General features: G+C 69.2%; 26 protein-coding genes and 1 pseudogene. 15 read left to right on the top strand and 12 right to left on the bottom strand.

Annotation, left to right across the window (positions count from 1 at the left end):
* The first annotated feature begins 51 nt into the window (after positions 1-51).
* The 3 genes from ACWD3E_RS28655 (at position 52) to ACWD3E_RS28665 (ending at position 2086) form a co-directional block, all read left to right on the top strand.
* Positions 52-855 (top strand): NAD-dependent epimerase/dehydratase family protein, encoded by an 804-nt coding sequence (locus tag ACWD3E_RS28655; protein ID WP_451390457.1) that lies wholly within the window; start codon positions 52-54, stop codon positions 853-855.
* 50 nt (positions 856-905) lie between these two features.
* Positions 906-1451 carry a kinase gene (locus ACWD3E_RS28660; RefSeq protein ID WP_451390557.1) on the top strand — a complete coding sequence of 182 codons (546 nt, stop codon included), beginning with the start codon at positions 906-908 and terminating at the stop codon, positions 1449-1451.
* Between the two features lie 116 nt (positions 1452-1567).
* Positions 1568-2086, top strand: a complete 519-nt coding sequence (locus tag ACWD3E_RS28665; RefSeq protein ID WP_451390458.1) for a peptidylprolyl isomerase — start codon at positions 1568-1570, stop codon at positions 2084-2086.
* Positions 2087-2108: 22 nt separating this feature from the next.
* On the opposite strand, the gene ACWD3E_RS28670 is transcribed toward ACWD3E_RS28665, so the two are convergent.
* Together ACWD3E_RS28670 and ACWD3E_RS28675 are read right to left on the bottom strand one after the other, a co-directional pair.
* A complete protein-coding gene (locus ACWD3E_RS28670; protein ID WP_451390459.1) occupies positions 2109-2894 on the bottom strand; it encodes a CAP domain-containing protein in 786 nt (261 codons plus the stop codon).
* Positions 2895-3317: 423 nt separating this feature from the next.
* Positions 3318-3599 carry a hypothetical protein gene (locus ACWD3E_RS28675; RefSeq protein WP_451390460.1) on the bottom strand — a complete coding sequence of 94 codons (282 nt, stop codon included), beginning with the start codon at positions 3597-3599 and terminating at the stop codon, positions 3318-3320.
* Between the two features lie 423 nt (positions 3600-4022).
* Here ACWD3E_RS28675 and ACWD3E_RS28680 point away from each other — a divergent pair, with 423 nt between their 5' ends.
* From ACWD3E_RS28680 to ACWD3E_RS28700, 5 genes and pseudogenes are all read left to right on the top strand, one after another.
* Entirely contained in the window at positions 4023-4265 is a 243-nt protein-coding gene (locus ACWD3E_RS28680) for a hypothetical protein (protein WP_451390461.1), read from the top strand.
* Between the two features lie 144 nt (positions 4266-4409).
* Positions 4410-4967 carry an NADPH-dependent FMN reductase gene (locus ACWD3E_RS28685; RefSeq protein ID WP_451390462.1) on the top strand — a complete coding sequence of 186 codons (558 nt, stop codon included), beginning with the start codon at positions 4410-4412 and terminating at the stop codon, positions 4965-4967.
* Between the two features lie 336 nt (positions 4968-5303).
* Entirely contained in the window at positions 5304-5951 is a 648-nt protein-coding gene (gene phzG / locus ACWD3E_RS28690) for a phenazine biosynthesis FMN-dependent oxidase PhzG (RefSeq protein ID WP_451390463.1), read from the top strand.
* A 105-nt stretch (positions 5952-6056) separates the two neighbouring features.
* Positions 6057-7070: pseudogene (locus tag ACWD3E_RS28695) on the top strand (multicopper oxidase family protein); the annotation flags it as partial.
* 95 nt (positions 7071-7165) lie between these two features.
* Entirely contained in the window at positions 7166-7636 is a 471-nt protein-coding gene (locus tag ACWD3E_RS28700; RefSeq protein WP_451390464.1) for a DIP1984 family protein, read from the top strand.
* Between the two features lie 230 nt (positions 7637-7866).
* Here ACWD3E_RS28700 and ACWD3E_RS28705 read toward each other — a convergent pair whose 3' ends face one another.
* The 3 genes from ACWD3E_RS28705 to ACWD3E_RS28715 form a co-directional block, all read right to left on the bottom strand.
* Complete coding sequence (locus ACWD3E_RS28705) at positions 7867-8097, bottom strand: hypothetical protein (RefSeq protein WP_451390465.1); 231 nt, start codon at positions 8095-8097, stop codon at positions 7867-7869.
* Between the two features lie 147 nt (positions 8098-8244).
* On the bottom strand, positions 8245-8895 hold the full coding sequence (locus tag ACWD3E_RS28710; protein ID WP_451390466.1) for an HAD family hydrolase: 651 nt from the start codon (positions 8893-8895) through the stop codon (positions 8245-8247).
* 26 nt (positions 8896-8921) lie between these two features.
* Positions 8922-10115 (bottom strand): PucR family transcriptional regulator, encoded by a 1194-nt coding sequence (locus ACWD3E_RS28715; RefSeq protein ID WP_451390467.1) that lies wholly within the window; start codon positions 10113-10115, stop codon positions 8922-8924.
* Between the two features lie 400 nt (positions 10116-10515).
* On the opposite strand from ACWD3E_RS28715, the gene ACWD3E_RS28720 reads away from it, so the two are divergent.
* Positions 10516-11673 carry a GDSL-type esterase/lipase family protein gene (locus tag ACWD3E_RS28720; protein WP_451390468.1) on the top strand — a complete coding sequence of 386 codons (1158 nt, stop codon included), beginning with the start codon at positions 10516-10518 and terminating at the stop codon, positions 11671-11673.
* Between the two features lie 124 nt (positions 11674-11797).
* On the top strand, positions 11798-12451 hold the full coding sequence (locus tag ACWD3E_RS28725) for a DUF7691 family protein (protein WP_451390469.1): 654 nt from the start codon (positions 11798-11800) through the stop codon (positions 12449-12451).
* 7 nt (positions 12452-12458) lie between these two features.
* Here ACWD3E_RS28725 and ACWD3E_RS28730 read toward each other — a convergent pair whose 3' ends face one another.
* A complete protein-coding gene (locus ACWD3E_RS28730) occupies positions 12459-13172 on the bottom strand; it encodes an SDR family oxidoreductase (RefSeq protein ID WP_451390470.1) in 714 nt (237 codons plus the stop codon).
* Positions 13173-13283: 111 nt separating this feature from the next.
* Between ACWD3E_RS28730 and ACWD3E_RS28735 the strand changes: the two genes are divergently transcribed.
* Both ACWD3E_RS28735 and ACWD3E_RS28740 read left to right on the top strand, forming a co-directional pair.
* Positions 13284-14111: a helix-turn-helix domain-containing protein gene (locus ACWD3E_RS28735; protein ID WP_451390471.1), complete on the top strand. Its 828-nt coding sequence runs from the start codon at positions 13284-13286 to the stop codon at positions 14109-14111.
* Positions 14112-14243: 132 nt separating this feature from the next.
* On the top strand, positions 14244-15143 hold the full coding sequence (locus ACWD3E_RS28740; protein ID WP_451390472.1) for an arginase family protein: 900 nt from the start codon (positions 14244-14246) through the stop codon (positions 15141-15143).
* Here ACWD3E_RS28740 and ACWD3E_RS28745 read toward each other — a convergent pair.
* The 3 genes from ACWD3E_RS28745 to ACWD3E_RS28755 all read right to left on the bottom strand — a co-directional run bounded on the left by ACWD3E_RS28745 (position 15062) and on the right by ACWD3E_RS28755 (position 19167).
* Positions 15062-16132 carry a helix-turn-helix transcriptional regulator gene (locus ACWD3E_RS28745; RefSeq protein ID WP_451390473.1) on the bottom strand — a complete coding sequence of 357 codons (1071 nt, stop codon included), beginning with the start codon at positions 16130-16132 and terminating at the stop codon, positions 15062-15064. The two genes, ACWD3E_RS28740 and ACWD3E_RS28745, sit on opposite strands and share 82 nt — an antisense overlap.
* A gap of 68 nt (positions 16133-16200) precedes the next feature.
* Positions 16201-18468 (bottom strand): lamin tail domain-containing protein, encoded by a 2268-nt coding sequence (locus tag ACWD3E_RS28750; RefSeq protein WP_451390474.1) that lies wholly within the window; start codon positions 18466-18468, stop codon positions 16201-16203.
* 480 nt (positions 18469-18948) lie between these two features.
* Positions 18949-19167, bottom strand: a complete 219-nt coding sequence (locus ACWD3E_RS28755) for a hypothetical protein (RefSeq protein ID WP_451390475.1) — start codon at positions 19165-19167, stop codon at positions 18949-18951.
* Positions 19168-19305: 138 nt separating this feature from the next.
* On the opposite strand from ACWD3E_RS28755, the gene ACWD3E_RS28760 reads away from it, so the two are divergent.
* Positions 19306-19914 (top strand): hypothetical protein, encoded by a 609-nt coding sequence (locus ACWD3E_RS28760; RefSeq protein WP_451390476.1) that lies wholly within the window; start codon positions 19306-19308, stop codon positions 19912-19914.
* A 24-nt stretch (positions 19915-19938) separates the two neighbouring features.
* Here the strand turns inward: ACWD3E_RS28760 and ACWD3E_RS28765 are convergent, their stop codons facing one another.
* The gene (locus tag ACWD3E_RS28765) at positions 19939-20781 is read right to left on the bottom strand and encodes a nuclease (protein WP_451390477.1); all 843 of its coding nucleotides are present in this window, start codon (positions 20779-20781) and stop codon (positions 19939-19941) included.
* A gap of 191 nt (positions 20782-20972) precedes the next feature.
* On the bottom strand, positions 20973-21491 hold the full coding sequence (locus ACWD3E_RS28770) for a GNAT family N-acetyltransferase (RefSeq protein ID WP_451390478.1): 519 nt from the start codon (positions 21489-21491) through the stop codon (positions 20973-20975).
* A 104-nt stretch (positions 21492-21595) separates the two neighbouring features.
* Here ACWD3E_RS28770 and ACWD3E_RS28775 point away from each other — a divergent pair, with 104 nt between their 5' ends.
* A complete protein-coding gene (locus tag ACWD3E_RS28775) occupies positions 21596-22495 on the top strand; it encodes a LysR family transcriptional regulator (RefSeq protein ID WP_451390479.1) in 900 nt (299 codons plus the stop codon).
* A gap of 1 nt (position 22496) precedes the next feature.
* Here the strand turns inward: ACWD3E_RS28775 and ACWD3E_RS28780 are convergent, their stop codons facing one another.
* Complete coding sequence (locus ACWD3E_RS28780; protein WP_451390480.1) at positions 22497-23285, bottom strand: hypothetical protein; 789 nt, start codon at positions 23283-23285, stop codon at positions 22497-22499.
* Positions 23286-23413: 128 nt separating this feature from the next.
* Between ACWD3E_RS28780 and ACWD3E_RS28785 the strand changes: the two genes are divergently transcribed.
* A complete protein-coding gene (locus tag ACWD3E_RS28785; RefSeq protein ID WP_451390481.1) occupies positions 23414-24877 on the top strand; it encodes a membrane-associated oxidoreductase in 1464 nt (487 codons plus the stop codon).
* The last annotated feature ends 48 nt before the right edge of the window (positions 24878-24925 follow it).

Raw genomic sequence — 24925 nt, forward strand, 5'->3', positions numbered from 1 at the left:
TGGATCTTCAACAGCGAGGATGCGAGGGTGTCGTCGGCTGGGGGAGGCAGGATGGGTCTGGGAGCGGTGGCGCTGACGGGCGCGGCGGGGAACATCGGGTCCGTGGTGCGCAGGGAACTTCGGCGTGAAGCGGGGCGCTTGATCCTGCTCGACCGCGTGCCGCTGCGGCCGGAGGCCGACAACGAGGACGTACACACCGTCGACCTGCGCGACGAGGCCGCCGTGGAGTCGGCGCTCGCGGGAGCCGACCAGATCATCCATCTGGGAGGCGTGCCCGACGAAGCGCCGCTCCCGGATCTCCTCGACGCCAATGTGCTCGGCACCCACCACGTCCTGGAAGCGGCGCGGCGCACCGGCATCGAGCGCGTGGTGCTGGCGAGCAGCAACCGCGCGACGGGCTTCTACCCCGTCGGGCACCGCACCGCTCCGCACGAGCCCGTACGTCCCGACGGCCTGTACGGGGTCAGCAAGGCAGCCATCGAGGCCCTCGGGCAGCTGTACGCCGACAAGTTCGGCCTGTCCGTCATCTGCCTGCGCATCGGCAGTTTCGAACCCCGGCCCACCGAGCCCCGGCACCTGGCGACATGGCTCAGCCCCCGCGACGCCGTCGGCTACATTCGGGCCGCGCTGACCGCTCCGCCCTCGGTCCGGTTCGGCACGGCGTACGCCGTCTCGGCCAACAGCCGCCGCTTCTGGGAACTTCCCGACCCGGCGGTCCTGGACTACGCCCCCCTCGACAACGCCGAACTCCACGCCGCGGACATCACCGGAGCCGACCTCCCGGCCGACCCTGCAGCGCCCCAGGCCGGTCCCTACGCCCTCCCCGAGTTCACCCTCCGGCACCTGCGGCCCTGACGCTGCTGCCGGTCGCTGTCGTCCGGCCGGTGTCCGTGTGTGTCGGTAGGCTGGGTGCCGTGTTGGTGGGCACGGAAGAGACCAGGTTGATCGTCCTGCGCGGCAACTCGGCGTCGGGCAAGTCGAGCGTCGCGTACGGCATCCGGGACCGCTTCGGCCGCGGCCTGGCCATCGTCGGCCAGGACAACCTCCGCAGGACCGTGCTGCGCGAGCGGGACCGGCCCGGCGCGGCGAACATCGGCCTGATCGACACCGTCGCCCGCTACGCCCTGGACGCCGGCTATCACGTCGTCCTCGAGGGCATCCTGTACGCCGACCACTACGGCGCGATGCTCGCCCGGCTGCGTGCCGACCACCGTGGGCCGACCCACGGCTACTACCTCGACGTCCCGTTCGCGGAGACGCTCGCCCGGCATGCCACCAAGCCGATCGCAGACAAAGTCGGCGAGCCGGAGCTGCGTGACTGGTACCGGCCGCTCGATCTGCTCCCCGGCGGGGGCGAGACCGTCATCGGCGCCGAGTGCACTCTGGCCGAGTCCGTCGACCGCATCATGCTGGACACCGGTCTCGCCGGCCTGCCCGCCCTGGACCAGTGACCCCGCCCGGCTGCCGTCTCACGCCCGCATGGCGTGTTGTGTGACGTGCCAGTCGGGGGAGTGCTTCGATGTGGTGGGCCGCCTCGCTGGGAGGCGCGGAGAACGGGACGGAGACCATGGCTGAGGAACTGAAGGCCACCCTGAACACGACGCTCGGCCAGATCGTCGTACGGCTGTTTCCGGAGCACGCGCCGGAAACTGTCGCCAACTTCGTCGGGCTGGCCGACGGAAGCCGGCAGTGGCGCAACCCGGAGACCGGCGCACCGGGCGAGGGGCCGCTCTACAACGGAACGATCTTCCACCGAGTCATCGACGGCTTCATGATCCAGGGCGGCGACCCCCAGGGAGACGGCCGTGGTGGCCCGGGCTACGAGTTCAAGGACGAGTTCCACCCCGACCTGAAATTCGACCGGCCCTACCTCCTGGCGATGGCCAACGCCGGGCCGGGCACCAACGGCTCTCAGTTCTTCATCACGGTGGGCCCGACGCCACATCTCAACAACCGCCACACGATCTTCGGTGAGGTGGTTCAGGGGCAGGAGGTCGTCGACGCCATCGCGAAGAGCCCGACGGGCCGAAACGACCGCCCCCTCACGGACATCAGCATCCAGTCCGTCACCATCGAAAAGAAGTGACCCGGGCTCGCGCCCCGCGGTCCTACCGGGCCGTCCCGAAGTCCTGGGTCCAGTAGGAGTTGGGCTGTGCGAAACCGACGCCGATCTCCTTGAACGAGCAGTTGAGGATGTTGGCCTTGTGGCCGGGGCTGGACATCCAGCCCGCCATGACCTGCTCAGGAGTGGCGTAACCGTAGGCGACGTTCTCGCCGTACGTGCTCCAGTTGTAGCCGGCGCGCGTGATCCGGTCGCCGGGGGTGGAGCCGTCGGAACCGGTGTGCGACATGTTCTGGTGGGCAGCCATGTCCGCGCTGTGCGCCTGCGCGACCTTGGTGAGGGTCGCGTTCAGGGTCAGGGGCGCACAACCGACCTTGCTGCGCTCGGCGTTGACCAGTTGCACGATGCGCGCGACGACACCGGACGCCGTGGCGGTGGGCTTCGGCGTGCTGGGAGCTGCGGACGTCGCGGGCTTCGGCGCAGCGGTCTGCGTGTGCGGGGCGGCGGAGGTCTGCGGCGCGCCGTGATGGTGGTGCGTCTTGTGCTTCGGCTTGTGCGTCGGCGCGGCGGTCTTCCGGTGCGCCGAAGCGGTCGGAGTCGTCGAGGCGAGCGGAGTGGGCTCCTTGGCCTCGTCGTGGCGCCAGTTGCGGTACCAGTCGGGACGGTTCCACGGAGCATCGGCCGCGTGCCCGGCAGCGCCGTAGTGACGGCCTCCGCCGTTGTCCGGCCAGGCGCCGCAAGCCATGGCGGCGGTCGGCACGCCGACGACGCCCACGGCTATGGCGGCGATGACTATCCGCCGGTGATGTTGCTTCTGGCGATGCTTCCCCATGCGTGACCTCACTGGTGATCGCGAGCGCCCCTCGTGCGGCGGGCCCTGCGCAGACTCGGCTGCTGTACTGCGGAGATGTCCTGTGGGTCGCCATTCTTAGAAAGGACTCACAAAGAGCGCAACGACGGTTCGGACTGCCTTGCCGCGAATTTTTGACAGGGCCATGCGGGGGAATGGGGTGTGTTCGTTCCGGCTCTTGCGTCCTTTCTCGAATTCTGTGGTTCCGTCAGAAGTCCTTGGGCCTCAGAGGCGTGGGCGGAAAATCCGAGCGCGTGGAATGCTTTCGGATCTTGGACGCCCCCACCCTTGAAGCAAACCGGACATATCCCGTTTATTCGGAGAGTGATATCCCCTATCCGGTGCGCTCAGGGGCGTGCTTGATGTGACGGATCTCACGGAACCATTCCTGCCGCCTCCGTGGATTCAGGCGGTGGCCTTGGCTGCCGCTTTGCGCAGTGGCGATACGAAGGCCAGGGCGAGCAGGGAAAGTGCCAGGTTGAGCACCAGGGTCACCGTGAACGCGTGCGCGTAGGCGTGCCGCGATTCGCAGTCCCCGAGCGTCGTGAAATAGACCAGTCCGACCTGCCTACCGACATGCCCAGCTGACCCGCGGTCTCCAGTACGCCCGCTGCCGAGCGCGTTGAGGCCGTATCCGGCGGTCAGGATGTGCAGCCCCAGCCGCGGCATGATCTTGGGCAGTGCCATGACAGCAGCAGAGCCGGCGTGAGCAGCCCGACGCCCCGCAGGTCCAGGCGGGGCCGGTGCGCACCGCGGACACCGGGCGTGGTCAGCGCGGCGCCGACGATCGCAGCCAGACCCAGGGGAATGTTCACCAGGAAGATGGGACGCCAGCCCCAGCCGAAGAGATCCAGGTGTACCAGGACGCCACCGGTAGAACAGTGCCCCGGCGAAGCCCTGGACGCAGCGGAAGGCGATCAGGGCCTCGGGGCCGGGCGCGATGCCGCAGCACAGGGAGGCCACGGTGAAGAGCCCGACGCCGGCGAGGAACATCCGCTTGTAGCCCACGATGTCGCCGAGTCGGCCGCCGGTGACCCGAGACGGAGGCATGCAGGTCGGCGCCGGATGGACGGCATGGCGACGTTGGCGATGTAGGAGTCCATCGCCGCCATGAACGTCGCGGCCATCGCCACCAGGAGCATCGCCTTCACCCGGGCGGGCGGGAGCGTCGGCGGACCCGCGGCGACGTACGCGCCTGTTCCGGCCTCCGCCGTGTTGATGGCGGTGTCGTACTTGGCGTCACACTCGAAGTCGTACTCGGAACGGACCGAATGGAGCCGGGTCCCCGCCAGTTCGCTGCGTGAGGAGACGCCCAGCTTCTGGAAGAGAAGCGGTGTTCGCCTGCTGCGGTGAATGAGTAGTGGCTGACTTCCGAAATATTCGGGCCGCTTCCCCCCGGCCTGGCTCTGGACGGCGAGTCGGCGTACCGCCCCTCGACCCTCTTTCGAGCGCGCTCTCTTCCCTGCCCGTGACCTTCGAGTACGTAGGCTGATCGACATGAAGATCCTTGGAATGTGCGGAAGTCTGCGGTCGCAGTCGCTCAACGCGGCGGTGCTGCGCACGGCCGTGGAGTCGACCTTCCCTCCGCGGGAAATCGTCGTCGAGCCCGATCTGGGACGCTTTCCGTTCTTCAACGCCGATGTGGAGATGACCGCCCTGCCCCAGAGCGTGGCGGACTTCAGGGCTGCGGTCGGCGCGGTGGACGGCCTGCTCATCGTGACTCCGGAGTACGCCCATGGCACCTCAGGGGTGCTGAAGAACGCGCTGGAGTGGCTGGTCGGCGGCGGCGAGATCGCCGCCAAGCCGGTGGCCCTGGTCAGCGCGTCCCCCGCGCTCACCGGCGGCGACCACGCCCGCGCCTGGCTGACCCAGACCCTCACCGTGATGGGTGCCCACGTCCTCCCCGGCGACCTGCGCATCGCACAGGCCAGCAGCAAGATCACGAACGGCCGGCTGACGGACGAGCGGACCCTGGCCGAGCTGCGCGACCTCCTGGACGCCCTCGCCCTGGCCGTCACGGAGGCCCACGCGGACAGCGGCACGCTCACGCCGTGACGACCTGTCGGCGACCAGAACGAGGGCGGAGAACTGTTCCTCTCCGAAGTGCTTGGCGGCGTTGTCCCAGGCCTCATCGGTGATGCCGTCGACGCCGATTTCGCGCCAGGCGGCGACGAGATGGAGTGCGGCTGGCCGTGTGCCTCCCCGGAACAAGTCGCCCGGTCTTCTATCCTGCGACGGACCTCCGAATCGAATGTGCCTCAAGCGATCGTCGACCATTCATCTATTTCCGTTGTGGATGCTTGTTTTCGGTACGAGATTTACTCGGCATCCTGTGATCCGGGAGAAATTCGGCGGCAGGCCACGGCGTCGTCACCATCGAAGGGATCCTCCATGTCCGACCCCCGCTCCAAGGCACTCACCGGCACCATCGAGGCGGACTTCCCCGAATTCCTCGCCCCGCCTGCCGAGCCGATGGGGTTGCTGGCGGCATGGCTGGAGAGCAGCATCGCCCACGAGGTGCGCGAGCCGCGAGCGCTGGCCCTGGCCACCGCCGACACCCGTGGCCGTACGTCCTCGCGCATCGTGACGCTCAGCTCGGTCACCGACACGTCGATCGTCTTCCTCACCCACTCCGACAGCCGAAAGGGCCGGGAGCTGGCCGACAACCCGTGGGCGTCCGGTGTCCTTTACTGGCGGGAAACCAGCCAGCAGATCACGCTGGCGGGCCCCGTCGCCCAGCTGCCGGACGCCGAGGCGGAGCGGCTGTGGTACGCCCGGCCCGTCTTCACCCACGCCATGACCACCGTCTCCCGCCAGAGCCGCCCCCTGACCGACCTCGACCACGTCGCCGAACTACGTTCCCAGGCCCGCAAACTGGGCGACCCGCAGCGCCCCCTGCCCCGCCCCGCGACCTTCGCGGCCTACCAACTCACCCCTGCCAGTGTGGAGTTCTGGTCAGACGGCACCGACCGTTTGCACGAGAGACTGCGCTACGACCGCACGGCAACCGGCTGGGAGACCACGAGACTCCAGCCCTGAAGCCGACCTCCGGCTGAACCTCGAAGGTTCTATGACGAGGCGTGAAGACCAACGTCGCGAGCGCCATAGCCGCGGGACGCCCTCGACGATGGATCCCTCGACGACTTGCACGGCGCTTCCGTGCAGCAGCACAGCGACGGCGGGCCGATGGACACCATCAACCCCGGCGACGAACGCGTCTACACCTACCTCAACAGGCAGTGCCACGCCTCGCTCTGGTACCACGACCACGCCCACCACCAGGAATCGGAGAACGTCTACCGGGGCCTGCAGGGCAGCTACCTGATCAGCGACATCGTCGAGGACGCCCTGCCGCTGCCCAAGGGCGAGTACGACGTGGTGATCCAGCTGCGCGACGCCGACTTCGATGCCAGCGGCCAGCTCCTGTACGCCATGAGCGACCGCAACCGCAACACCCTCCTGGTCAACGGCGCCCCCTACCCGTACTTCGAGGTCGCCGCCCGCAAGTACCGGCTGCGCATTGCCAATACCTCCAACGCGCGTTTCTTCGAGCTGCGCCTGTCCGACGGCAGCGACCTGATCCAGATCGGCTCCGACGGCGGACTGCTGCCCAGCCCGAACACCACCAAGTCCGTCTACCTGTCCTCGGGTGAACGCGCCGACGTCGTCATCGACTTCTCGCGTTACCCCGTCGGCACGCAGATCGTCCTGCAGAACACCGCGGGCCGCGGCCCCGTCGAGCAGGTCGGCCAGGTGATGCGCTTCGACGTGACCCGCACCGCCGACGACCCCAGCTCCGTCCCACCCGTTCTGCGTGCCCTGCCGCCGCTGCCCACCCCCACCAACAGCCGCACCATCGTGCTGCGCATGGACGAGGACGGCCGACCCAACCCCCAGGCATACATCGACGACAAGATGTACGACCCCGCCCGCATCGACGCGACGATCCGCTACGGCGCGAGTGAGGTCTGGACCGTCACCAACGCCAATGTGAGGGCCCCGCACAACTCGGGCCTGAAGGACACGGTGGTGCTCCAGCCCGGTGAGACGGTCAAACTCCAGGCGACCTTCGATACCTACGCGGGCAAGTACGTGTACCACTGCCACATGCTCGACCACTCGGCGATGGGCATGATGGCGACCATGAAGATCGGCTGACCTCGACCCCCAGCCGACCACTCACCCGCCCGCAGCCGCGTCCGCTCCCGTTCGTATACTCGTGCGAGGTTCGCAACGGACGGGACAGGGACACCGTGAAGCTTGCCGAGGCGCTGGCCGAACGGGCCGAAGCGTCACGCCGCGTGGAGCAGCTACGAGCACGCATCGTCAGCAGCGCGCGCTATCAGGAGGGCGAGACGCCGGCCGAGGACGCGGCCCAGCTGCTGGCCGAGGCCGACGACGTACTGGGCACCCTGGAGACGTTGATCCGGCGGATCAACAAGACCAACGCCCTGACGGACATGGGCCAGGACGGCACCCTCACCGATGCCCTCGCACGCCGGGACACACTGCGGCTGCGCCACTCGGTGCTCACTGCCGCGGCCGATGCGGCGGCGGGCACCGGCGAGCGCGGCTACGGTCGCCAGCTCCGGTCGGAGCTGATGATGCTCCCCGCGCTTCCGGTCGCCGACCTGCGTCGGCAGGCGGACGTGCTCGCCCGGGAGATCCGGGAGATCGACATGCGCATCCAGCGCGCGAACTGGGAGGTCGATCTGCTGGACTGAGGGGTTCCGGCAGAGCATGACGATGTGGAGCAGGTAGCTGCTTCGGAGGCGTGCACACACCGAGGGCCGGCGGTTTTCCGGCCCACTCCTGGCGCGTGAAGAGCAACGCGGGGGTTCGACTCCCCTCAGAACAGCGCAGCTCAGCACGGCGTACAGGTAAAGGTGCACAACGCACAGCACATCACCACGTGCAGATCCGAAGCGGCGAGGGCGGGTTCGGGGTTCACACATCACATGATCGGTCCCGTGAACTCGGCGTGCCGGAAGTCTTCGAGTGGCTCGCCGAGGCGGCGCCGATGCTGCGTGCGCGGATCGAGGCGGCGGGCCTCCCGGTGGAAGAGCGCCCGCTCATGGCCCTCGACCCGTACTCCCCGATGCCTGCGCAGGTGCTGCCGGACGGCGTGACGATTCGCGTGCTGACGGCCGACGACCCGGCCCTGGCCACCCATGCCCGCGACCACGGGGTGCGCACCGTCTTCCTCGCCTACGCGCAGGACAACGTCGCTCGTATCTACGCCCGCCTGGGCTTCCGCCCTGCCGGCATCACCCTTCTGATCGCCGACCAACCCGCACGGTCGTGGGGGAGCAGGGGGTCACGTCGTGTCGAGTCACTGCCCGGCGATGAGGGCCGGAAGCTTCCGCATGTCGTAGAAGACGACGGTGTCGCGGCCTTCGAGGCGTTCGGCCGGGGTGAGTCCGCCGGCGTAGCCGAAGGCGCGCATGCCGGCGGCGCGGGCGGCCTCGACGCCGGGGCGGCTGTCCTCGACGACCGCGCAGGCTGCGGGATCGACGCCCATCCGCCGGGCCGCGTGCAGGAACAGGTCGGGGGCGGGCTTGCCGCGGGAGACCTCCGTGGCGCTGTAGATGCGGCCCGCGAAGCGTTCGTAGAGTCCGGTACGGCCCAGGGTGTGCCGCATCTTGTCGTGGGAACCGCTGGAGGCGACACAGGTCGGCAGGGTGAGCGCGTCGAGTGCCTCCGGCAGGCCCTCGACCGGGGCGAGCCCGGTGTCCACGGCCTCGCGGTGCAACTGCTCGAACCTCTGCGACCAGATCGCGGCCGTCTCCTCGCCGAGCCGCTCGGCGACCTGTTCGCGGATGGCGGCGTGAGAGCGTCCGATGAAGCGCTCGACGACCTCCGCCTGCGTCAGCGGCCATCCCAGCTCGGCGCCGAGGGCGACCTGTACGCGTGCGGCGATGCGTTCGCTGTCGACCAGCACGCCGTCGCAGTCGAATATGACGAGTTCGATGGGCTTGATCATTTCCGCAGCATAGGGGGCCGGGCCGGTCATGAGGAGTTCTCCCTCTGCCGGGTGTCGAGGGCCGCGAGGGCTGCGGTGAGCTTGATGCGATCGTTGTGGTCGGCGGGGTCCATGCCGGTGAGGGTGGCGATGCGGCGGATGCGGTAGTCCACGGTGTTGGGGTGGATGTGGTGCCGGGCCGCGACGTGCCGGCGGTTGAGGTTGCTCTGGAGGTAGAGCCGCAGCGTCGGCAGGAGGTGCGGCTTGTCGGCGATGGGGGCCAGCAGTTCGGCGAGGTGGTCGCGGGCAGCGCCGGGGCGGGTGAGCTGGTGCTCGATGAGCAGCTCGTCGAGGTGGTAGGCGCCGGGTGGCCGCTGGAAGACGACGGCGGTGTCCCGGACCTCCGTCGCCAGGCGGGCGGCGTCCGGGACCTGATCGGGTGCACAGAGCGCGGCGCCCGCGGTCAGCGGGACTCCCGCGGCCCGGCTGAGATCCTCCATCGCGGCTGCCAGCCACGAGCGGTGGTCCGGGTCCGCGGCGTCGGTACGGGGCAGCAGGGCGATGCCTTCGCGGGCGGTCATCTGGGCGAGGACGGGCCGGCCGATGCGCCGGTCGAGTTCGGCGCGGATCCTGCGTATCTTGCGGCGGGCGGCGACGGAGGTGTCGACGTCGTCGCGCAGCTCGTCGCGGTGGGTGCCTATGGCCAGGGCGAGTACCAGGTAGGCGGGGGGAAGGCTCGTGCCCGTGTGGCGGGCGACGGTGTGGATGTCGCTGCCGGTCAGCAGCGCGGAGAGCATCGTGTGGTGGGCGGCGCCGGTCTCACCGACCTGGGCCTGCCGCTCCTCGAGGTAGCCGGCGGTGACTTCGGCGACGGTGACACGCAGGCCGGTCAGCAGAGCGCGGTAGGCGATGTCCACCTGGCCCGCGGGCAGCCCGGTGCACAGGAAGTCGACGCACACCTGCGCGCCGAGATAGTAGGCATCGACCACCGCCTCGATCGGCACGCCCTCCTCGGCTCGCCGGGCGGCCGAGGCGCGCTGGAAGGCCCGCCACTCCGGCTCCAGGGGCTGACCGGTCCGCAGTGACTGCGCGATGCCTCGAATGCTCTGCTCGGTGACCCGGTTGACGTCATGCTGCAGTTGCTCGGCCGGCATCCGGCGGTAGACCGGTTGTTCGGCCATCAGCCGCGCGGTGATCTCCGCTTTCAGGCGGGGCAGTTCGGCCAGCATCCGCTCCGCCATGGCTCGCCCGGTCTTCCGGTCGTGTGTGTTATGAGCCGTCACAAACAACGCCTTCCGGTGCTGAGGCGCGCCGCGCCGACCAGGGAACTCGGCACGAGGCCCATGCTAGGGCGCCGTTGACTTCCCGCCATGTGATGTGCAGTACAGAGAGGGCGAGGGCGCGGGCCGTCCGCACGTACCAGCCGACCGATGTTGTGATCCGTCACAGCACCGGCCCGCCGAACTCTGGGCTCCGACCCGGGATCACCAGCACCGATACGCCCGCATGATGGAGCAACACCTTACCGGCCGGTAACTCGCCGGACACGCGTCCGTCACGCCCAGGTCCAGGCCCCGGCAGGCCCGGACCTGTGCCTACGCCTCTTTCCGCACTTCCCGTGCGCCCCTCGAAGGAGTACGCATGATCAGACATGTCACGGCCCGTGCCCTGCTCCTCCCACTCGCCGCCGGCAGCCTGGTGGCAGCCGGACTGGCCACTGCCGCACGCGCGGCGGCTGCCCCGAGCGGTCCCACCGCGAGCGTCACCCTCGGCGACAGCTACATCTCCGGCGAGGCCGGCCGCTGGATGGGCAACTCCGCAACCTTCACCGGCGGCCGCAACGGCACCGACCGGGCCTGGACCGGCACTTCCTACGACCCGGCCCAGGTCTACGGCTCGACGGCCGTCAACGGCTGCGACCGCTCCGACGTCGCCGAGGTGCTCAGCGCCTCCACCGGGACGCAGAAGCAGATCAACCTGGCCTGCTCCGGCGCCGTCACCACCAACGTCTTCCGCGCCGTCGACGGCGGCCAGTCGTACCGGGGCGAGGCCCCGCAGGCCGACCAACTCGCCCTCGTGGCAGCGCAGAACAACGTCAAGCAGATCACGCTCTCGATCGGCGGCAACGATCTCGGCTTCGCGGACGTCATCGCCACCTGCGCCGCGGACTACCTCGCCTCGAGCACCACCTGCCACGCCTCGCAACAGGCCGCCATCGATTCCAAGATGTCCGCCGCAACGGCCGGTGTCGGCAAGGCGATCGACGAGATCCGCGCGGTGATGTCCGATGACGGCTACGCGCCCGGTGACTACCGCCTGGTGCTGCAGTCGTACCCGTCACCGCTCCCGCGCAGCGCGGAGAGCCGCTACCCGGAGACCGGTTCGAGCCGCGCCGACATCGGCGGCTGCCCGTTCTGGAACGCCGACCTGGACTGGACGCGGGACTCCGTGGTGCCGCAGATCACCAAGGCGCTGGCCGGGGTTGCGGCCACCAAGAACGTCCAGTTCCTGGACCTCTCGGACATGTTCCAGGGCCGCGAGGTCTGTTCCACGGCCACCCGGCAGCCCGCAGCGGCCAGCGGGCCCTCCGCCACCACCAGCGAGTGGACGCGGTTCCTGGACATGGGCGGCCTGAGGGCCACGCAGGGTTCGGTGCAGGAGTCGATGCACCCCAACTTCTATGGACAGAAGGCGATCGGACGCTGCCTGACCCTCCTGTGGGCGCGACCGACCGGCACCTACGCATGCCACAACGCCCCCGGCCAGGACGCAACCGGGATGTATCTGACCGCCGAATAGCTCCCGTGCGCGCAGTCCCGCCCGTGAGCCCTGCACGGGCGGGACCTGGCCGGGAAGGCCACCGCTGACCACGCCTGCTCACGCCCTGCGCCGAGTGTCAGTGGCGGCTGGCAGCATGTAGATCATGAGCCGGATCATCTCGTACAACACCGCTGACAAAGCCGACGTCCTGGGATTTCTCGGAGGCGCCGGAGGTCTCACGTCCGACCAGCAGCGCGTCCTGGGCATGGTGCGCGAGAGAGCGCAGAAGAGCCAACTCGAACTCGACCGCCAGGGCCTCGACTGGGGCTTGTCCATACCCGAGGCGCTCGACCACCTCGTGGCGGGTCACGCGAGTTCGGACGCCCACTACGCCGCCGGCGCCTACTACCGAGCCCTCCAGCACATCATCGACTGCAACGGGTCCGACCCCAGCGACCTGGGCGTGTACTCCAAGCCGTCCACCTTCTTCAGCCTGGTCGACGGCGAACTGCGCCGCCTGAACGTGAGTGCCGATCTGCTTGTCCACGACCACCTGTTCTCTGGGCCACCGGAGGAGATCCCCTTCCACATCCCCTATCCCGTGGATGGCCCGCACATCGGCATGTTCCCCTTGGCCAAGGCCAAGCCCGCCGCCGACGCCTACCGTGCCGTGCTGGACCAGATGGACCAGGGCTTCCGGTACGACATGCAAGAGCTGATCGAGAAGCTCGAGTTCGAGCACACCGAATGGGAGTACGCGACGAAGAACATCGACTGGTACACCCAGGACACCATCTTCTTCTCCATCACCGGGTAACTTCTCGTCAGGTCAGGCGGTGTCCCCCGTCGACGTGGAGCACGGTTCCGCTGATGAATCCGTTGCGCATCACCGACACGAATGCCTGGGCGATGTCGTCGGGGGTGCCGACACGTCGGGCCGGGAGTCGCTCGGCCAGCTCGGCGAAGGCCGTCCGTTTGTCCATGCCCAGCTGGTCCCAGATGGGGGTGTCCACCCAACCAGGAGAGATCACGTTCACTCGTACCGGCGCCAGCTCGATCGCCAGCCCGTACGCCAGGGACGCGAGCGCGCCGTTTGCCGCGGCCATGATCGTGTTCGACCCGTTCGGCCGGTACGCGTTGATGCCCGAGGTGAACGTGATCGAGCCCGTGACCCGCCCGGACGCGTACTTGCCGACCAGCCAGGCACCGAGCAGCTTGGTGTCCAGGACGGCCCGTGCGGTCGCGGTGGCGACGTCGGCGGTCCGGCCGTACACGCCGTTCGCGTCCGCCGCGGTGACCATCACGTGCTCCACCTGCCCCACCTGGGCGAACAGTTCGGCCACGTCCTCCTCCCGCCCCATGTCGGCCACGATCGTGCTGATCTTCCCGTGCCGGGGACGCTCCAGTTCCGCCCGGGCCTTCGCGAGCCGGTCCGTGGATCGGCCGACGATCGTCACGTCCAGGTCCTGTGCCAGCAGCGTCCGGGCCAGGGCCAGACCCATGCCGGAGCCGCCACCGATGATCATCGCGTCAGTCATGGGTCGAGACTGCGCTGCCGCACCGGTTGCAAGAAGGCCGCGTGGTTCCTGGGTGTGCCACGGCCACCCAGGAGTGGATCACCCCATGGCAGACTCGAAACCGTGAACGCGATGGCCGAGTTTCTTCGGATCCGGCGCGGGCGGATCGGCCCGGCCGACGTCGGGCTGCCCACCGGGCCCGGCGCCCGGCGCACACCCGGGCTGCGCCGCGAGGAGCTGGCCGCGCTGGCCGGCGTGAGCGTGGACTACTACATCCGTATCGAGCAGGGGCGGGAAACCGCCCCCAGCGACGCGGTGTTGGGCGCGTTGGCCCGGGCCCTGCGGCTCACCGACGACGAGCACGCCCACCTGCTCGGACTCGCCGACCAGGTCGCCGGGCGGACGCCGCGCCAAAGGCCCGCCGCCCCGCGATCGGCCGGCCCTGGCCTGCAGCTTCTGCTGGAGTCGGTCCGGCCCAGCCCGGCGTACGTACTCGACGAGGTCAACGATGTACTGGCCGCCAACCCGGAGGGCCTTGCGCTGATGCCCGGGCTCGGTGACTGGCCACCCGGGCAGCGCAACACGATCCGCTACACCTTTGTGCACGTCGCCGCGCGGAGCCTGTTCGCGGACTGGGACCGAGTGGCCCGCAACTGCGTCGCGCACCTGCACACGGCCCAACTGACCGCCCCGGCGCCCACCGCCGCCCTGGTCGCCGAACTGTCGGAGAGCAGCGCCGAGTTCGCCGCGCTGTGGCGCCGGCACGAGGTATGGGTCAAGCGAGCCGGCCAGACCGCGTTCCGGCACCCGGTGATCGGCCCGATCACGCTCGCCAACGAGGTGCTCGGCACCGTCGGCGACGGTCGGCGCATGCTGATCTACCAGGCCCCGCCCGGCACGCCCGAGCACGACACCCTGGTCCTGCTGGCCATGGCCACCGAGGGCGTGGGAACTTCATGAACTCGCGGTCGAAGACGTAGGCCGTCTTCGGGTCAGGACTTCTCGGAACGACGCTGGAGGCCCGCCGTTTCGGGCACGGCCTCGACGAGCCAATTGCGTTGCCTGTGCTGGCTGTTGTCTCACAATGGGCTGATGGACCGTCGTATCGTACTCCTTGATGCCCCGTCGAATCTCGGCCTCAGGCCGCCCGCCGAAGGGGCCGTGCCCGGGTGTTACAAGCTGGCCGGTGCCCTGCGCGAGCAGCGGCTGCTGGCGCGGCTCGGTGCCGACGAGGGGGGAGTCGTCGTGCCGCCCCGCTATGAGCGCGGGAACTGGAAAGAGGGCGACGGGGTTTTCCACGCGGAGGCCATCGCCGCGTACACCCGCAAGCTCGCCGACCGTATCGAACGGCACGTACGCGCCGGGGAGTTCCCCGTGGTTCTGGGCGGTGACTGCTCCATCCAGCTCGGTGCCTCGCTCGCGCTCCGCCGTATCGGGCGGTACGGGATCGCCGTGATCGACGGATCCGCCGACTTCCGGCACCCCGGCAACTCCGACCGCGTCGGCGCCGCAGGTGGTGAGGAGCTGGCCCTCGCGACCGGTCGCGGGCAGGCGGACCTCACGGATCTCGAAGGGTTGCGGCCGTACGTGCGGGAGAGCGACGTCCAGGTCTTCGGCATCCGGGACTACGACGAGGAGCGCGCCGAACTCACCGACTCGGGCATCGCGAGTACGACGGTGGGGGAGATCAGAGAGCGTGGTGCCCGGCAGGCGGCCGACGCGGCGCTGCGAACGCTGGAGGCGCCGGTTCTCGACGGCTTCTGGGTGCACCTGGACGCCGACGTCCTGGACCCGTCGGTGATGCCCGCCGTGGACAGCCCGGACGACGGTGGGCTGCTGCCCGCCGAACTCGCTCCGCTGCTACGGACGTTGGTCGCCTCGCAGCGGTGCGTCGGGGTCAACATCACCATCTACGACCCCGATCTCGACCCGGACGGCTCCTGCGCGGCGCTGCTCGCCGATCTGCTCGTTTCGGCTTTCCCCCGGTCCTGACAAGCTGCGCTGGGCGGGCGCCTGTAGGTTTCGGCCAGTGAGGCGATGGTCTGCGCCATCAGGGCCCGTAGTTCCGTGGGCGCGAGCACCTCGGCCTCGGCGCCGAGGCGGAGCAGCGTGCCGGCGGCGTGTTCGACGGACTCGATGGGGATGACGACCTGGACCCGGCCGTCAGGGCCCAGTGGCCCGGCGCTGTTCTGGGCTGCCTGTGCCACCGCCTGCTCGACGAGGTCCGGCAGCCGTTCGAGGATCTGTGGTGACAGCCGTACCACCGCTTCGCCCTGGAAGCGGCCGGCGTCGAACTCGTCCAGCCAGGACCTCCAGTGGGCGGCCAGGTCAAAGTCCTCGGGTCGGTCGAAGCGGTCCTGCAGTACCTGGATGCGGAGGATCTGGGAGACGCGATAGGTGCGGACGGCGTCCGGTCGGCCCGCCACCACGTACCAGTGGCCGGACTTGAGCACCAGCCCGTAGGGCTGCAGTGTGCGGGTCACCTCCTGGGGTGCCTGCCACCTTCGGTAGCGGACCCGGATGCGGTGCTGCCGCCACACGGCGTCGGTAACGGCGGCGAGGTGCGGGGCGGGATCCGATGCGGCGTACCAGGCAGAGGTGTCCAGGTGAAATCGCTGCCGTATCACGTCGGCCCGGTCGCGCAGCTCGGCGGGCAGCGCGGCCGTCAACTTGAGCTGGGCCGTGGCGAGTACGGTGCCCAGGCCGAGGTCGGCGGCCGGTCCGGGCAGTCCGGACAGGAAGAGCGCCTCCGCCTCGTCGCGGGTCAGCCCGGTCAGCCGGGTCCGGTACCCGTCGAGCAGCCGGTAGCCACCGTCGTGACCGGGGTCGCCGTAGAGGGGGACACCCGCTGCGGCGAGCGACTCCATGTCCCGGTACACGGTTCGGACGGACACCTCCAGCTCGTCGGCCAACTGCTGGGCGGTCATCCGGCCGCGGGTCTGGAGCAGCAACAGGACGGACAGGAGTCGGCTCGCACGCATGAGGGAAGTCTGCCCCAGTTCCCTGACAGAGACTGTCAGGGAACTGGGGCAGCTGCCGGGTCCGAGGGTCAGGGCAGCGGGATGCGGACGACCTGCGGGTCGTGGTCGCTCAGCTGGTTGGCGAACTCGGAGTTGATGTGCACGACGTCGTAGCCGTAAGCCTTGGAGGCGAGGCCGGGCGACAGCAGGATGTGGTCCAGCACCTGCGAGTTGCCCTCGTAGTCGTAGGTGTAGCGCTCCGCGTCGGGCAGCGTGCGGGGCAGGTCCGTGAGGGCGTTGTTCGCGGTGAGGATGTCAGCGGTCTGGGAGAACTCGAAGTCGTTCAGGTCGCCCAGCACGATCACCGAGGCGTTCGCGTCGACGGCCAGGATCTGGTCGACGAAGTTCTTCACCACGGTCGCCTGGTTGTGCCGCTGCGTCTCCGAGGAGCGGGTCGGCGGCTGGAAGTGACCGAACAGAGGCTGGTCGCCGCCCTTGGAGTTGAAGTGGTTGGCGATGACGAAGACCGGCTTGCCCTGCCAGGTGAACTCACCGGCCAGCGGCTTGCGGCTGGAGGAGAAGGCCGAGTTGGCCGGGTCGATACGGCCGGGCGAGTACTTCAGCGACGGCACACCACCGGTGTTGACGACAGCGTTCGCGCTGGTGCCGGTCCCGCCGGCACGGTCCACGAAGGCCAGCCCTCGGTCGGTGCGGTACATGAACACCTGGCGGATGTTGCCCCCGGGCTCACCGCCGTCGGCGTTGTTCTGCGGGTTGATCTGCCGGTAGCTGTAGCTCGGGCCGCCCGCCGCGGTGATCGCGGCGATCAGCTTGCTCATCGTCTGGTCACAGGCGACCGTGCCGCTGTCCGTGGCGCCGTCGTTGTCCTGGATCTCCTCCAGGGCGACCAGGTCGGGCGACTTGAGGTTGCCCACGATCTGACCGGCGAGTCCGTCGAACTTCGACTGCGGGTCGGACGGGTCGAGGTTCTCGACGTTGAAGGTGGCGGTGGACATCTCGCCGGCGGCGGGCGCCTGGGTGGTCTCGGGCGCGATGCCGCCGCTCGTCACCGTGGGGGTGGAGGTGGGGAGCAGCTTGAAGTCGCCGAAGGAGTAGTCGAGTACGCCCGTGGTGGCACCGGACAGGGTGTCGCCGACGTTCGTGGTCGGGGTGGGAGCAAGGGCGTCGTCCAGCAGCACCCGCTCCGGATTGGTGTCGTTGGACTGCAGCACGATGCCGCCGCGGTCGGTGCGGGTGGTGCTGCCCTGCGGGACGACCGGGATCTCGCCGTACTGGGTGCGCGGGCCGACCACGGCGGCGTTGTCGATCTCGACGCGCATGCCCTCCATCGACTCCCAGAAGTCGATGCCGTCGGTGGCCGGGTCGAAGACGCCGCTGTTCTCCACGTCACCGGTGGCGTCGTCCTCGATCACGGAGGCCGGCGGAACCCGGCCGCCGGAGCCCGCCAGGGTGGGGGCGGGCAGCGCCACACCGCTCGCCACGACCTTGATCGTCGGGCTGGTGAGCTCGGTGGTGGTCAGGTTGTTGGTGCCGCTGGTGCCGCTGGTGCCGCCGGGGCGGAACTCGCTCACCGTCCCGCTGACCGTCACCGAGTCGGCGACCGACACCGTCGGGGTGGTGCTGGTGTAGACGAAGATGCCCTCGCTGGTGGCGGGGTCGGCGTCGGGCTGCGGGTCCTGCATCCAGAAACCGGTGCTGGACTTGGCGGTCACCACGCCGGCTATGCCGCTGACGCCTTTGCCGTTGAGCGGGGAGACGTGGGAGGCGCCCTGGATGTCGCGGATGTGGGTGCCGCCGCCACCGGTGGAGCTGGAGTTACGCGGGGTGGGCGCGGAGACGCTGAAGTCCGCGGCGTTGTTGTCGGTGTCGGTCGCGCCGCCGCCGGCTCGCAGCGCGGCGGTGGTGTTCGACAGGTTGCCGGTCGGCGAGCCCTCGTACGAGCTGGCGCTGCTGCCGTAACCCACGAAGTCCCGCACCCCGGCCTGGGTCGCGCAGCCGGTGGAGCAGGTCAGCGCGGTGGTGTTGGTGACCAGGGCCACCTTCGCGGCGCTCGCGCTCATCGCGATGGTGCCCGTGGCGTCCGGGGTGGGCAGTGCCGCACCGCTGCCGTTACCGGCGGCTTCCTGGACCAGGTAGTAGTGGCCGGGAGCGATGGTGCCCGACAGCGTCGTCTTCGACCAGACGGAGCCGGACGCCGAGGCGTACTGCACGGTCCAGCCGGCTACGGACACCGCGCTCGTACCGCGGTTGTACAGCTCGATGTAGTCATTGGTGTACGGGGCCCCCGAGTTGCCTCCGCCGCCGAAGACCTGGCTGATCACGATGTCCTGGGACACGGCGTACGCGGCGCCCTGGTACGGCGCAAGAAGCGCGGCGACGGCGGCCGTGGTGGCCGCTGCCGCCGCAACTCGGCGCGCCGTTTTTCTTCCTGACTCTCCTGTGGCTGACGACTGCACTGGATGCCTCCCGACTGCGGGCGAAACCGAACGCCGGGAACATTGACAGCGGAAGCCGCACCTACGCGCGTCAACCGGCCAACATCCAGTGAACAAAAGCAGAAGGGGAAGGCGCTGGCTGAACTCGGCACGGGCTGAGACCGGGGCGCCTGCGGCGCCCTGCGTGACTAGGGCCTCTCGTTTGGATCACGCCGGGCTCGCGGGGCCTGGCACGCACTCCCCCACTGCCTTAAGGGCGTGGGGGGACCCCCAGCGGCGTTGTCGTCAGTCGCCAACGCGCCGCGTTGACTCCCTCCTCCGCCTTGCAGCTGCACGCACCAGGCCCCGCTCCCTGATCCGGCCTGATCCAAACGAAAGACCCTAGTGGTGGGCCTCGCGGTCGAGGACGCGGCGGGCTGCTTCGGCTTCTGCGGCGGGTGGGGACAGTTCGTCGAGGGTGTCGAGTTCGTCGTCCGCTTCCAGTTCCCGTTCCCAGGCGGCTGCGAGCCGTTCCTGTTCGTCGCGCGGCTTGCCGCCGACGGTCTCCCGGTGATCCGGGTCCAGGGCCGCCAGGAATCGTCGGACCGCGTCGCTCGGCATGCAGTGCTCCTTGTCACGGGGGAGTGATGCCACTTTCGGCTCAGCATGGCCAAGCGGTCGCGGCCCGGCGGCCCGACACGGCCTGGAGCCACTCCGATGGCCGAACGGGACCCATGAGTGCCCAGTACTCTCACCAGCGTGGGGCTGGACATCACTGTGATGATTGCGGACTGTTCGTGGCTGGGGGAGGTTCCGCCATCGGAGCGGGTGCCGCGGCTGAGGGATGCGTGGTACGCCGACGGGACGGGGCTGTGGGATCACGATGCGCCGGAGGTCGAGAGTGGCTGGGTGTGGCCGCAGGGGTCCAACCGCACCTCCTTCGCCGTGTACGAGTTCCTGCACACCTGCGGTTCGTTCAAAGCGCACTTCTGGGCAGGGCAGCGGTGGGGAGCCGTCCGTGACCATGTTGATCCTGTGGTGCGGGCCGAAGTGGACACGTTGCTGGGCGGGTTGGTCTGGTGCGGTCCGGACGGCGAGGCGCAGCACACCGATGTGGGCTTCTTCAGCGAGGATGCCTACGGCGTGCTGCTCGCGCGGTCACCGGACAGCGTGCGGGAACTGGCCGCAGCGTGGGATCGGGTACGGCCTCGCCTGGGCTGGACGGAGGGGGCCTTCATCGAGCATGCGGCGGATCCCGATGGGTGGGTCGGCGACTTCGGCGCGTTCATGCGCCTACTGACGGAGTGGGGAGACATCCTCACCGAAGCGGCCCAGCGACGGTGGGGCGTCGTGGGACTGAGCGAGTAGCCCAGCCGTCGGGTGCCGCGGTTCTCAGCCCTCGTCGAAGAGCAGGTCTTCGACCGGGTGCGTCATGCGGACGGTGTGGCCGTTGGTGACGGTGACGACGTGGTGCAGGCCCACGAGCCGCTCCCCGGTGGACAGGACCGTCAGCATGTCCTCCTTGCCGGCGAGGTACGCGGGGAAACAGGAGACCGGCATGCCCAGGTGCATGTAGTCCACCAGCCGCCGGAACAGCTTGGGCAGGATCACGACGTTGTCGGTGATGGTGGCCAGGTCGCTGACCTTGAATCCGGAGGTGGTCACGTCCTCCTGCCACAGACCCTGGTGGGCCGTACGGGCGCTCAGCGCGACGCTGGTGAGTTCCTCTCTCAGGTCGCGGAACAGGCCGGTGTAGAAGGTCGGGTACACCAGGCCCAGTGAGGTCAGGTGGTGGTTGGCGGTCTGCCGTAGCAGCGGCACGTCGACCGTGACGGCCGTACCGCTGGCCGCGGGAGGGGCGCCCCGGCCGACGAAGGCCACGGCGCGGTTGTGGATGTCGCCGCCCGAGGTGAGGACGTAGCCGGGTGTGGTCTCGGGCGTCGAGGCGGTGACCGTCTCGTCCGGCTTGCGCTGTACGTCGTTGAACCCGAGGAACGTGAGGAGTTCCGCCGAGGCGGCGTGACCGAACTGCAGAGGTTGGTGTTCTCCGGCGTAGTGGGTCTCCAGCGCGTCGATGGCCTCGAAGCGGAGCTTGGCCTCGCCGGTGGCGGTGGCGTTGACCGGGTGCCGGCCGCCGACGAGCTTCCAGTCGTTCGGGTTGTCGGCGACGAAGTGGACGGTGTCTCCGTCCGGCTGAGTGTTCTTCAGGCGGAACTTGCCCTGAATGAGAGTCATGGGCATGGCGACTCCTGTGGGGGCGGGCGGGGAGCAGGCGGGGAGCGCCGGCGTACGCACACATGGGCCCGGCTCGAACGTACGGGCAAATCGCTCGTAATGGACAACGTAGTGGCTACTCGGGTGGTTCGTCCCCTAGGCGCGCGGAACTCGTCGACCCTCGGCACCCGCAGGGCCGGTAACGAACTGAATCAAGAAGCCCGGTTGTTCACGGCCGAGCAGTCGAGTTCCATGAGGATGTCCGCGCGAGCGTAGTAGTCGGCCACCGGCACGCGGTCGCGGGTGATCCTGACGAACCCGGCGTCCTCGTAGAGGTGGATGGCGGGGGCAAGCTTGCTGTTCGTGCCGAGGAAGAGGCGGCTTCCGCCGAGGGTCCGGGCACGGTCGATCGCCGCGGTGACGAGCAGGCGGCCGATGCCGTGTCCCCGTGCGGCGGGGGCCACGGCCATCTTCGCCAGCTCGAACACCCCGTCCGGGCAGGCCAGCAGAGCCACGCACCCCACAACCGTGCCGCTGTCCGGCTCGCGCGCCAGGAGCACGTCCCCGCCCGGGGCCACGATGCGGCCGAACGGATCCCCGAGAACGGCCCGGTCCGCTTCCTCCAGGGTGAACAGGCGCGAGATCCATTCCTCGTTCAGCGCGCGGAACGCGTCGGCGTCACTCTGTGAGTTGATCGAGGAGACCACTGTCGGGGCAGAGGCGTACGGCATCAGGTGGGCTTCCTTTCAAGTCAGGTGGGACTGCTTACCAGCCTCCGGTCCCGTCGACCGATACGTCCAATACAAAACCCGGCCACCATCGATAAGCTGGAGCTATGGATCGACCCATCGAGTTCCGTCATCTGCGGTACTTCCTGACCGTGGCCGAGGAACTCCACTTCGGTCGTGCCGCCCAGCGGCTGCACATCGCGCAGCCGGCCCTGTCCCAGCAGATCAAACAGCTTGAGAAGCTCGTCGGCGTCGAGTTGCTCCGGCGGACGTCCCGCAGCGTCCGCCTCACCGAGGCGGGAGTGACGTTCCAGTCACGTGCTCGGGACCTCCTGGGCCGCCTGGCGGCCGACCTCGACGAAGCCGGCCGTGTCGGTCGCGGCGAGGCCGGTCGATTGGACGTCGCCTTCATCACCTCCGCCACGTCGATCGTCAGCGACCGGCTCCGGGCCTTCTCCCTCCGCCGCCCGGACGTCCAGGTCAAGCTGCACGACGGTTTCACCGTCGACGTCCTGGCGGCCCTCGAGAGGGGCACGGCCGATGTCGGGATCGTGCGGGACGCCGATGAGCGGGACGACGTCGACCTGTCGCTGTTGACGGCGGAACGGTTCGTTGCCGTCGTCCCGGCACAGCACCCCGCCGCGAGGGGTGAGCAAGTGGAGGCTGCGGCGCTGGGCGGCGATCCGCTGATCCTCTTCCCGCGGTCAGCCGGGGCTCACGCGTTCGACGTGAACACGCAGCCGTTGCGGGACGCCGGCATCGACGTCCAGGTCGCGCAGGAGTTCTCGAACTGGCACACCATCATCACGTTCGTCGCCGCCGGCCTCGGCGTCACCATCGCCCCGCACAGCGTCACTGCACAGCTCCCCCCAGGCGTCCGAAGACTCGAACTCGACGGACCTCCCGCAGTGAGCCGGATCTTCATGGCCACCCGCCGAGGAGACGATCGTCCCCTCGTGCACGCCTTCGTCACAGCGTCCGAGACGCTACGGGGATCCCTCCCCTGAGTCAGTGCAGGTCTGCCTGAAACGGGTGACGGTGGTCGACGGGGCAGGTGAAGATCCTCAGGTCGCCCCACCGGCCGACGACTACTCCCGTCTCGGAGTCGCTGGCCACGGTGAACAGCAAGGTCATGTCCGTTCCGCACTCACCGCAACGAAACACGGCGGGGTGTGTCAGGTGCCAGGTCGGCCAGCCGCCCAGCTTCCAGCCCGGCAGGCGGGTGAGGGCATCGCCACGGTCGCTGGTCTCGCGGACCAGGTCGGCCAGCGGCGGCCGTAGCTCTTCGGGCAGCTCATCCGGGTAGGGAAAGTCGGTCACATGCTCGGCGGTGACGAAGCAGGCCTGGGGCAGGTAACCGTCCTCGTCGTACCGCGAGGGCGCCGGCGGGGTCGTCAACGGGTTCACCACGTCAGCGGCTCGGCGCCAGCGCACCTCCAGCACGGGACTGATGTCGGCCTGCTGGGCCGGAGGGTCCCAGTGCTCATTGGGGCACCAAAGGATCTGCAGGAGGTCGGTGTCGGCCGGCCACCATGGTCCCGGCACGTCGCGCCGGTAGATCTGGGCGACCGGCACCATGGCTGTGGCAGGCACTCCGTCAGGACTGTCCACGTCGGGCAAGGCGCACTCGGGCCATGCCTCGCCGCTCGGCCACAGCAGGGGGCCACCGATCGAACTGCTGCCTGCCCCCGGCTCCCCGCGCTCGGGGTGCAGGACGACCGCATCGCGCGCGTACGGAGCGAGTTCGGGAAGGGCGGCGAGTATCGCATCGGTCGACGGTCTGGGGGTGCGCGTCATCATGCCCTCGGGTCGGCTTGTCGCAGATCGCCGGCAGCCTACAGGCCCGCTGTGACAGTGGATCAGGACCAGGGTCCAGCGCTCTTGAACGAATCGGACAACGGTCCGGTTCGCTAGAGTCCCGGCTGATGGACATAAACGATCTTACGTCTGCCGAGCTGCGGGTCTGGCAGGCCTTTCCCAGGGGCATGTCCGTGGACTTCCGGGCCGCGGACGAGGAGGACACGGCGCAGGGCGCCGACTGGAGCCCGGAACGGACCGTCAGGGCCGCCGTGTTGCGGGCTCTGCTTCTCAACGGTCCCTTGGAAGAAGGGGAGATACCCGCCCTCAGACTGAAGGGCGCGCGGATCACCGGGATCCTCGATGTGCAGTACGGCACGATCGACCACGCCATCGAGCTGACCGACTGCTACTTCGAGGAAACACCTCTGCTGTACGCCGCCCGGCTTCGCCAGCTCAACCTGAGCGGCTCCGTACTGCCCGGGCTCGCCGCCGCCACCGTGCGGGTGGAGGGCATGGTGCAGTTGAGCGACTGCCGGTTCCTCGGGCCGGTGCGACTCGGCGGGGCACACATGGCCGGGGCGCTGTTCCTGAACGGATGTGCGATCACCCCGTCGGACACCACGTGGCCTGCGCTCCGGCTCGACTATGCGACCATCGGCGACAACCTGTGGGCACCCGGACTGCGAACGTACGGTGAGGTGCGGCTCAGCGGCGCCTCGATCGCCGGGTCGGTCAGCCTCGACGACGCACGGCTCAGCCACCCGGACAGCGTCGCTCTCGACGGACAGACCCTTGTCGTCGGCGCCGACTTCCGCTTGCGGCGCGTGCACACGCAAGGCTGGATCGGCCTGCGGGGCGCCCGTGTCGCCGGGCGGCTCGACCTGTCGTACGCACACCTGTCGAACCCCGGCGACGCGGCGCTGCGCGCGAGCAGTTGCACCATCGGGGAACTCTGGGTGCGCAGGAGTCCGCCCATGCAGGGCACCCTGAACCTGCGCCGCGCTCAGATCGAGGTGCTGTTCCTGGAACCGGAGGCGGTTCCGGACACGGTGTTCCTCAACGGCCTCGTCTACACCCACCTCACCCCGCACGAGCCCGCAGAGCGCCGCCTGCCCATGCTGGACAACGACAGCGAGGGCTATCTCCCGCAAGGCTACGAGCAGTTGACCGCGGCGTTCCTGCGCGTCGGCGACGACCACGCCGCCCGTGTCGTCCAGCTCGCCAAGCTCCGCAGACACCGCCGGACCCTGCCCTGGTACGGCCGCGTGTGGGGGATCCTGCAAGAGGTCACGGTCGGCTACGGCTTCCGTCCCATGCTCGCCTGCACGTGGCTGCTGTCCCTGCTGGCCGTCGGTTCAACCGCGTACGGCCTGCACCATCCACCCCCGCTCAAGGCGTCCGAGGCACCTGACTTCAGCCCGGTGTTCTTCACGCTCGACCTGCTGTTGCCGGTGATCTCCTTCGGCCAGGAAGGGGCGTTCGCCCCGAAGGGCTGGTACCAGGCTCTCTCCTACGCACTCGTCATCGCCGGCTGGATTCTGGCAACGACGGTCATCACCGGCGTGACACGAACCGTCAGCCGTCAGTGACCGTCGGCGGGCGCATGGCAAAATGCGATGTGCTGGAGCCTTGCCGGA

The sequence above is a fragment of the Streptomyces sp. NPDC002676 genome (assembly GCF_053592455.1).

Coding starts and splice junctions, on each gene's coding strand:
- ACWD3E_RS28675 (WP_451390460.1), bottom strand. CDS start 3,599: ATGGCACTGCCCAAGATCATGCCGCGGCTGGGGCTGCACATCCTGACC.
- ACWD3E_RS28735 (WP_451390471.1), top strand. CDS start 13,284: ATGGCCGAGTTTCTTCGGATCCGGCGCGGGCGGATCGGCCCGGCCGAC.
- ACWD3E_RS28720 (WP_451390468.1), top strand. CDS start 10,516: ATGATCAGACATGTCACGGCCCGTGCCCTGCTCCTCCCACTCGCCGCC.
- ACWD3E_RS28780 (WP_451390480.1), bottom strand. CDS start 23,285: ATGACGCGCACCCCCAGACCGTCGACCGATGCGATACTCGCCGCCCTT.
- ACWD3E_RS28785 (WP_451390481.1), top strand. CDS start 23,414: ATGGACATAAACGATCTTACGTCTGCCGAGCTGCGGGTCTGGCAGGCC.
- ACWD3E_RS28730 (WP_451390470.1), bottom strand. CDS start 13,172: ATGACTGACGCGATGATCATCGGTGGCGGCTCCGGCATGGGTCTGGCC.
- ACWD3E_RS28670 (WP_451390459.1), bottom strand. CDS start 2,894: ATGGGGAAGCATCGCCAGAAGCAACATCACCGGCGGATAGTCATCGCC.
- phzG (WP_451390463.1), top strand. CDS start 5,304: ATGTCCGACCCCCGCTCCAAGGCACTCACCGGCACCATCGAGGCGGAC.
- ACWD3E_RS28755 (WP_451390475.1), bottom strand. CDS start 19,167: ATGCCGAGCGACGCGGTCCGACGATTCCTGGCGGCCCTGGACCCGGAT.
- ACWD3E_RS28685 (WP_451390462.1), top strand. CDS start 4,410: ATGAAGATCCTTGGAATGTGCGGAAGTCTGCGGTCGCAGTCGCTCAAC.
- ACWD3E_RS28655 (WP_451390457.1), top strand. CDS start 52: ATGGGTCTGGGAGCGGTGGCGCTGACGGGCGCGGCGGGGAACATCGGG.
- ACWD3E_RS28710 (WP_451390466.1), bottom strand. CDS start 8,895: ATGATCAAGCCCATCGAACTCGTCATATTCGACTGCGACGGCGTGCTG.
- ACWD3E_RS28770 (WP_451390478.1), bottom strand. CDS start 21,491: ATGCCGTACGCCTCTGCCCCGACAGTGGTCTCCTCGATCAACTCACAG.
- ACWD3E_RS28765 (WP_451390477.1), bottom strand. CDS start 20,781: ATGACTCTCATTCAGGGCAAGTTCCGCCTGAAGAACACTCAGCCGGAC.
- ACWD3E_RS28715 (WP_451390467.1), bottom strand. CDS start 10,115: ATGGCGGAGCGGATGCTGGCCGAACTGCCCCGCCTGAAAGCGGAGATC.
- ACWD3E_RS28775 (WP_451390479.1), top strand. CDS start 21,596: ATGGATCGACCCATCGAGTTCCGTCATCTGCGGTACTTCCTGACCGTG.
- ACWD3E_RS28665 (WP_451390458.1), top strand. CDS start 1,568: ATGGCTGAGGAACTGAAGGCCACCCTGAACACGACGCTCGGCCAGATC.
- ACWD3E_RS28725 (WP_451390469.1), top strand. CDS start 11,798: ATGAGCCGGATCATCTCGTACAACACCGCTGACAAAGCCGACGTCCTG.
- ACWD3E_RS28740 (WP_451390472.1), top strand. CDS start 14,244: ATGGACCGTCGTATCGTACTCCTTGATGCCCCGTCGAATCTCGGCCTC.
- ACWD3E_RS28680 (WP_451390461.1), top strand. CDS start 4,023: ATGAACGTCGCGGCCATCGCCACCAGGAGCATCGCCTTCACCCGGGCG.
- ACWD3E_RS28745 (WP_451390473.1), bottom strand. CDS start 16,132: ATGCGTGCGAGCCGACTCCTGTCCGTCCTGTTGCTGCTCCAGACCCGC.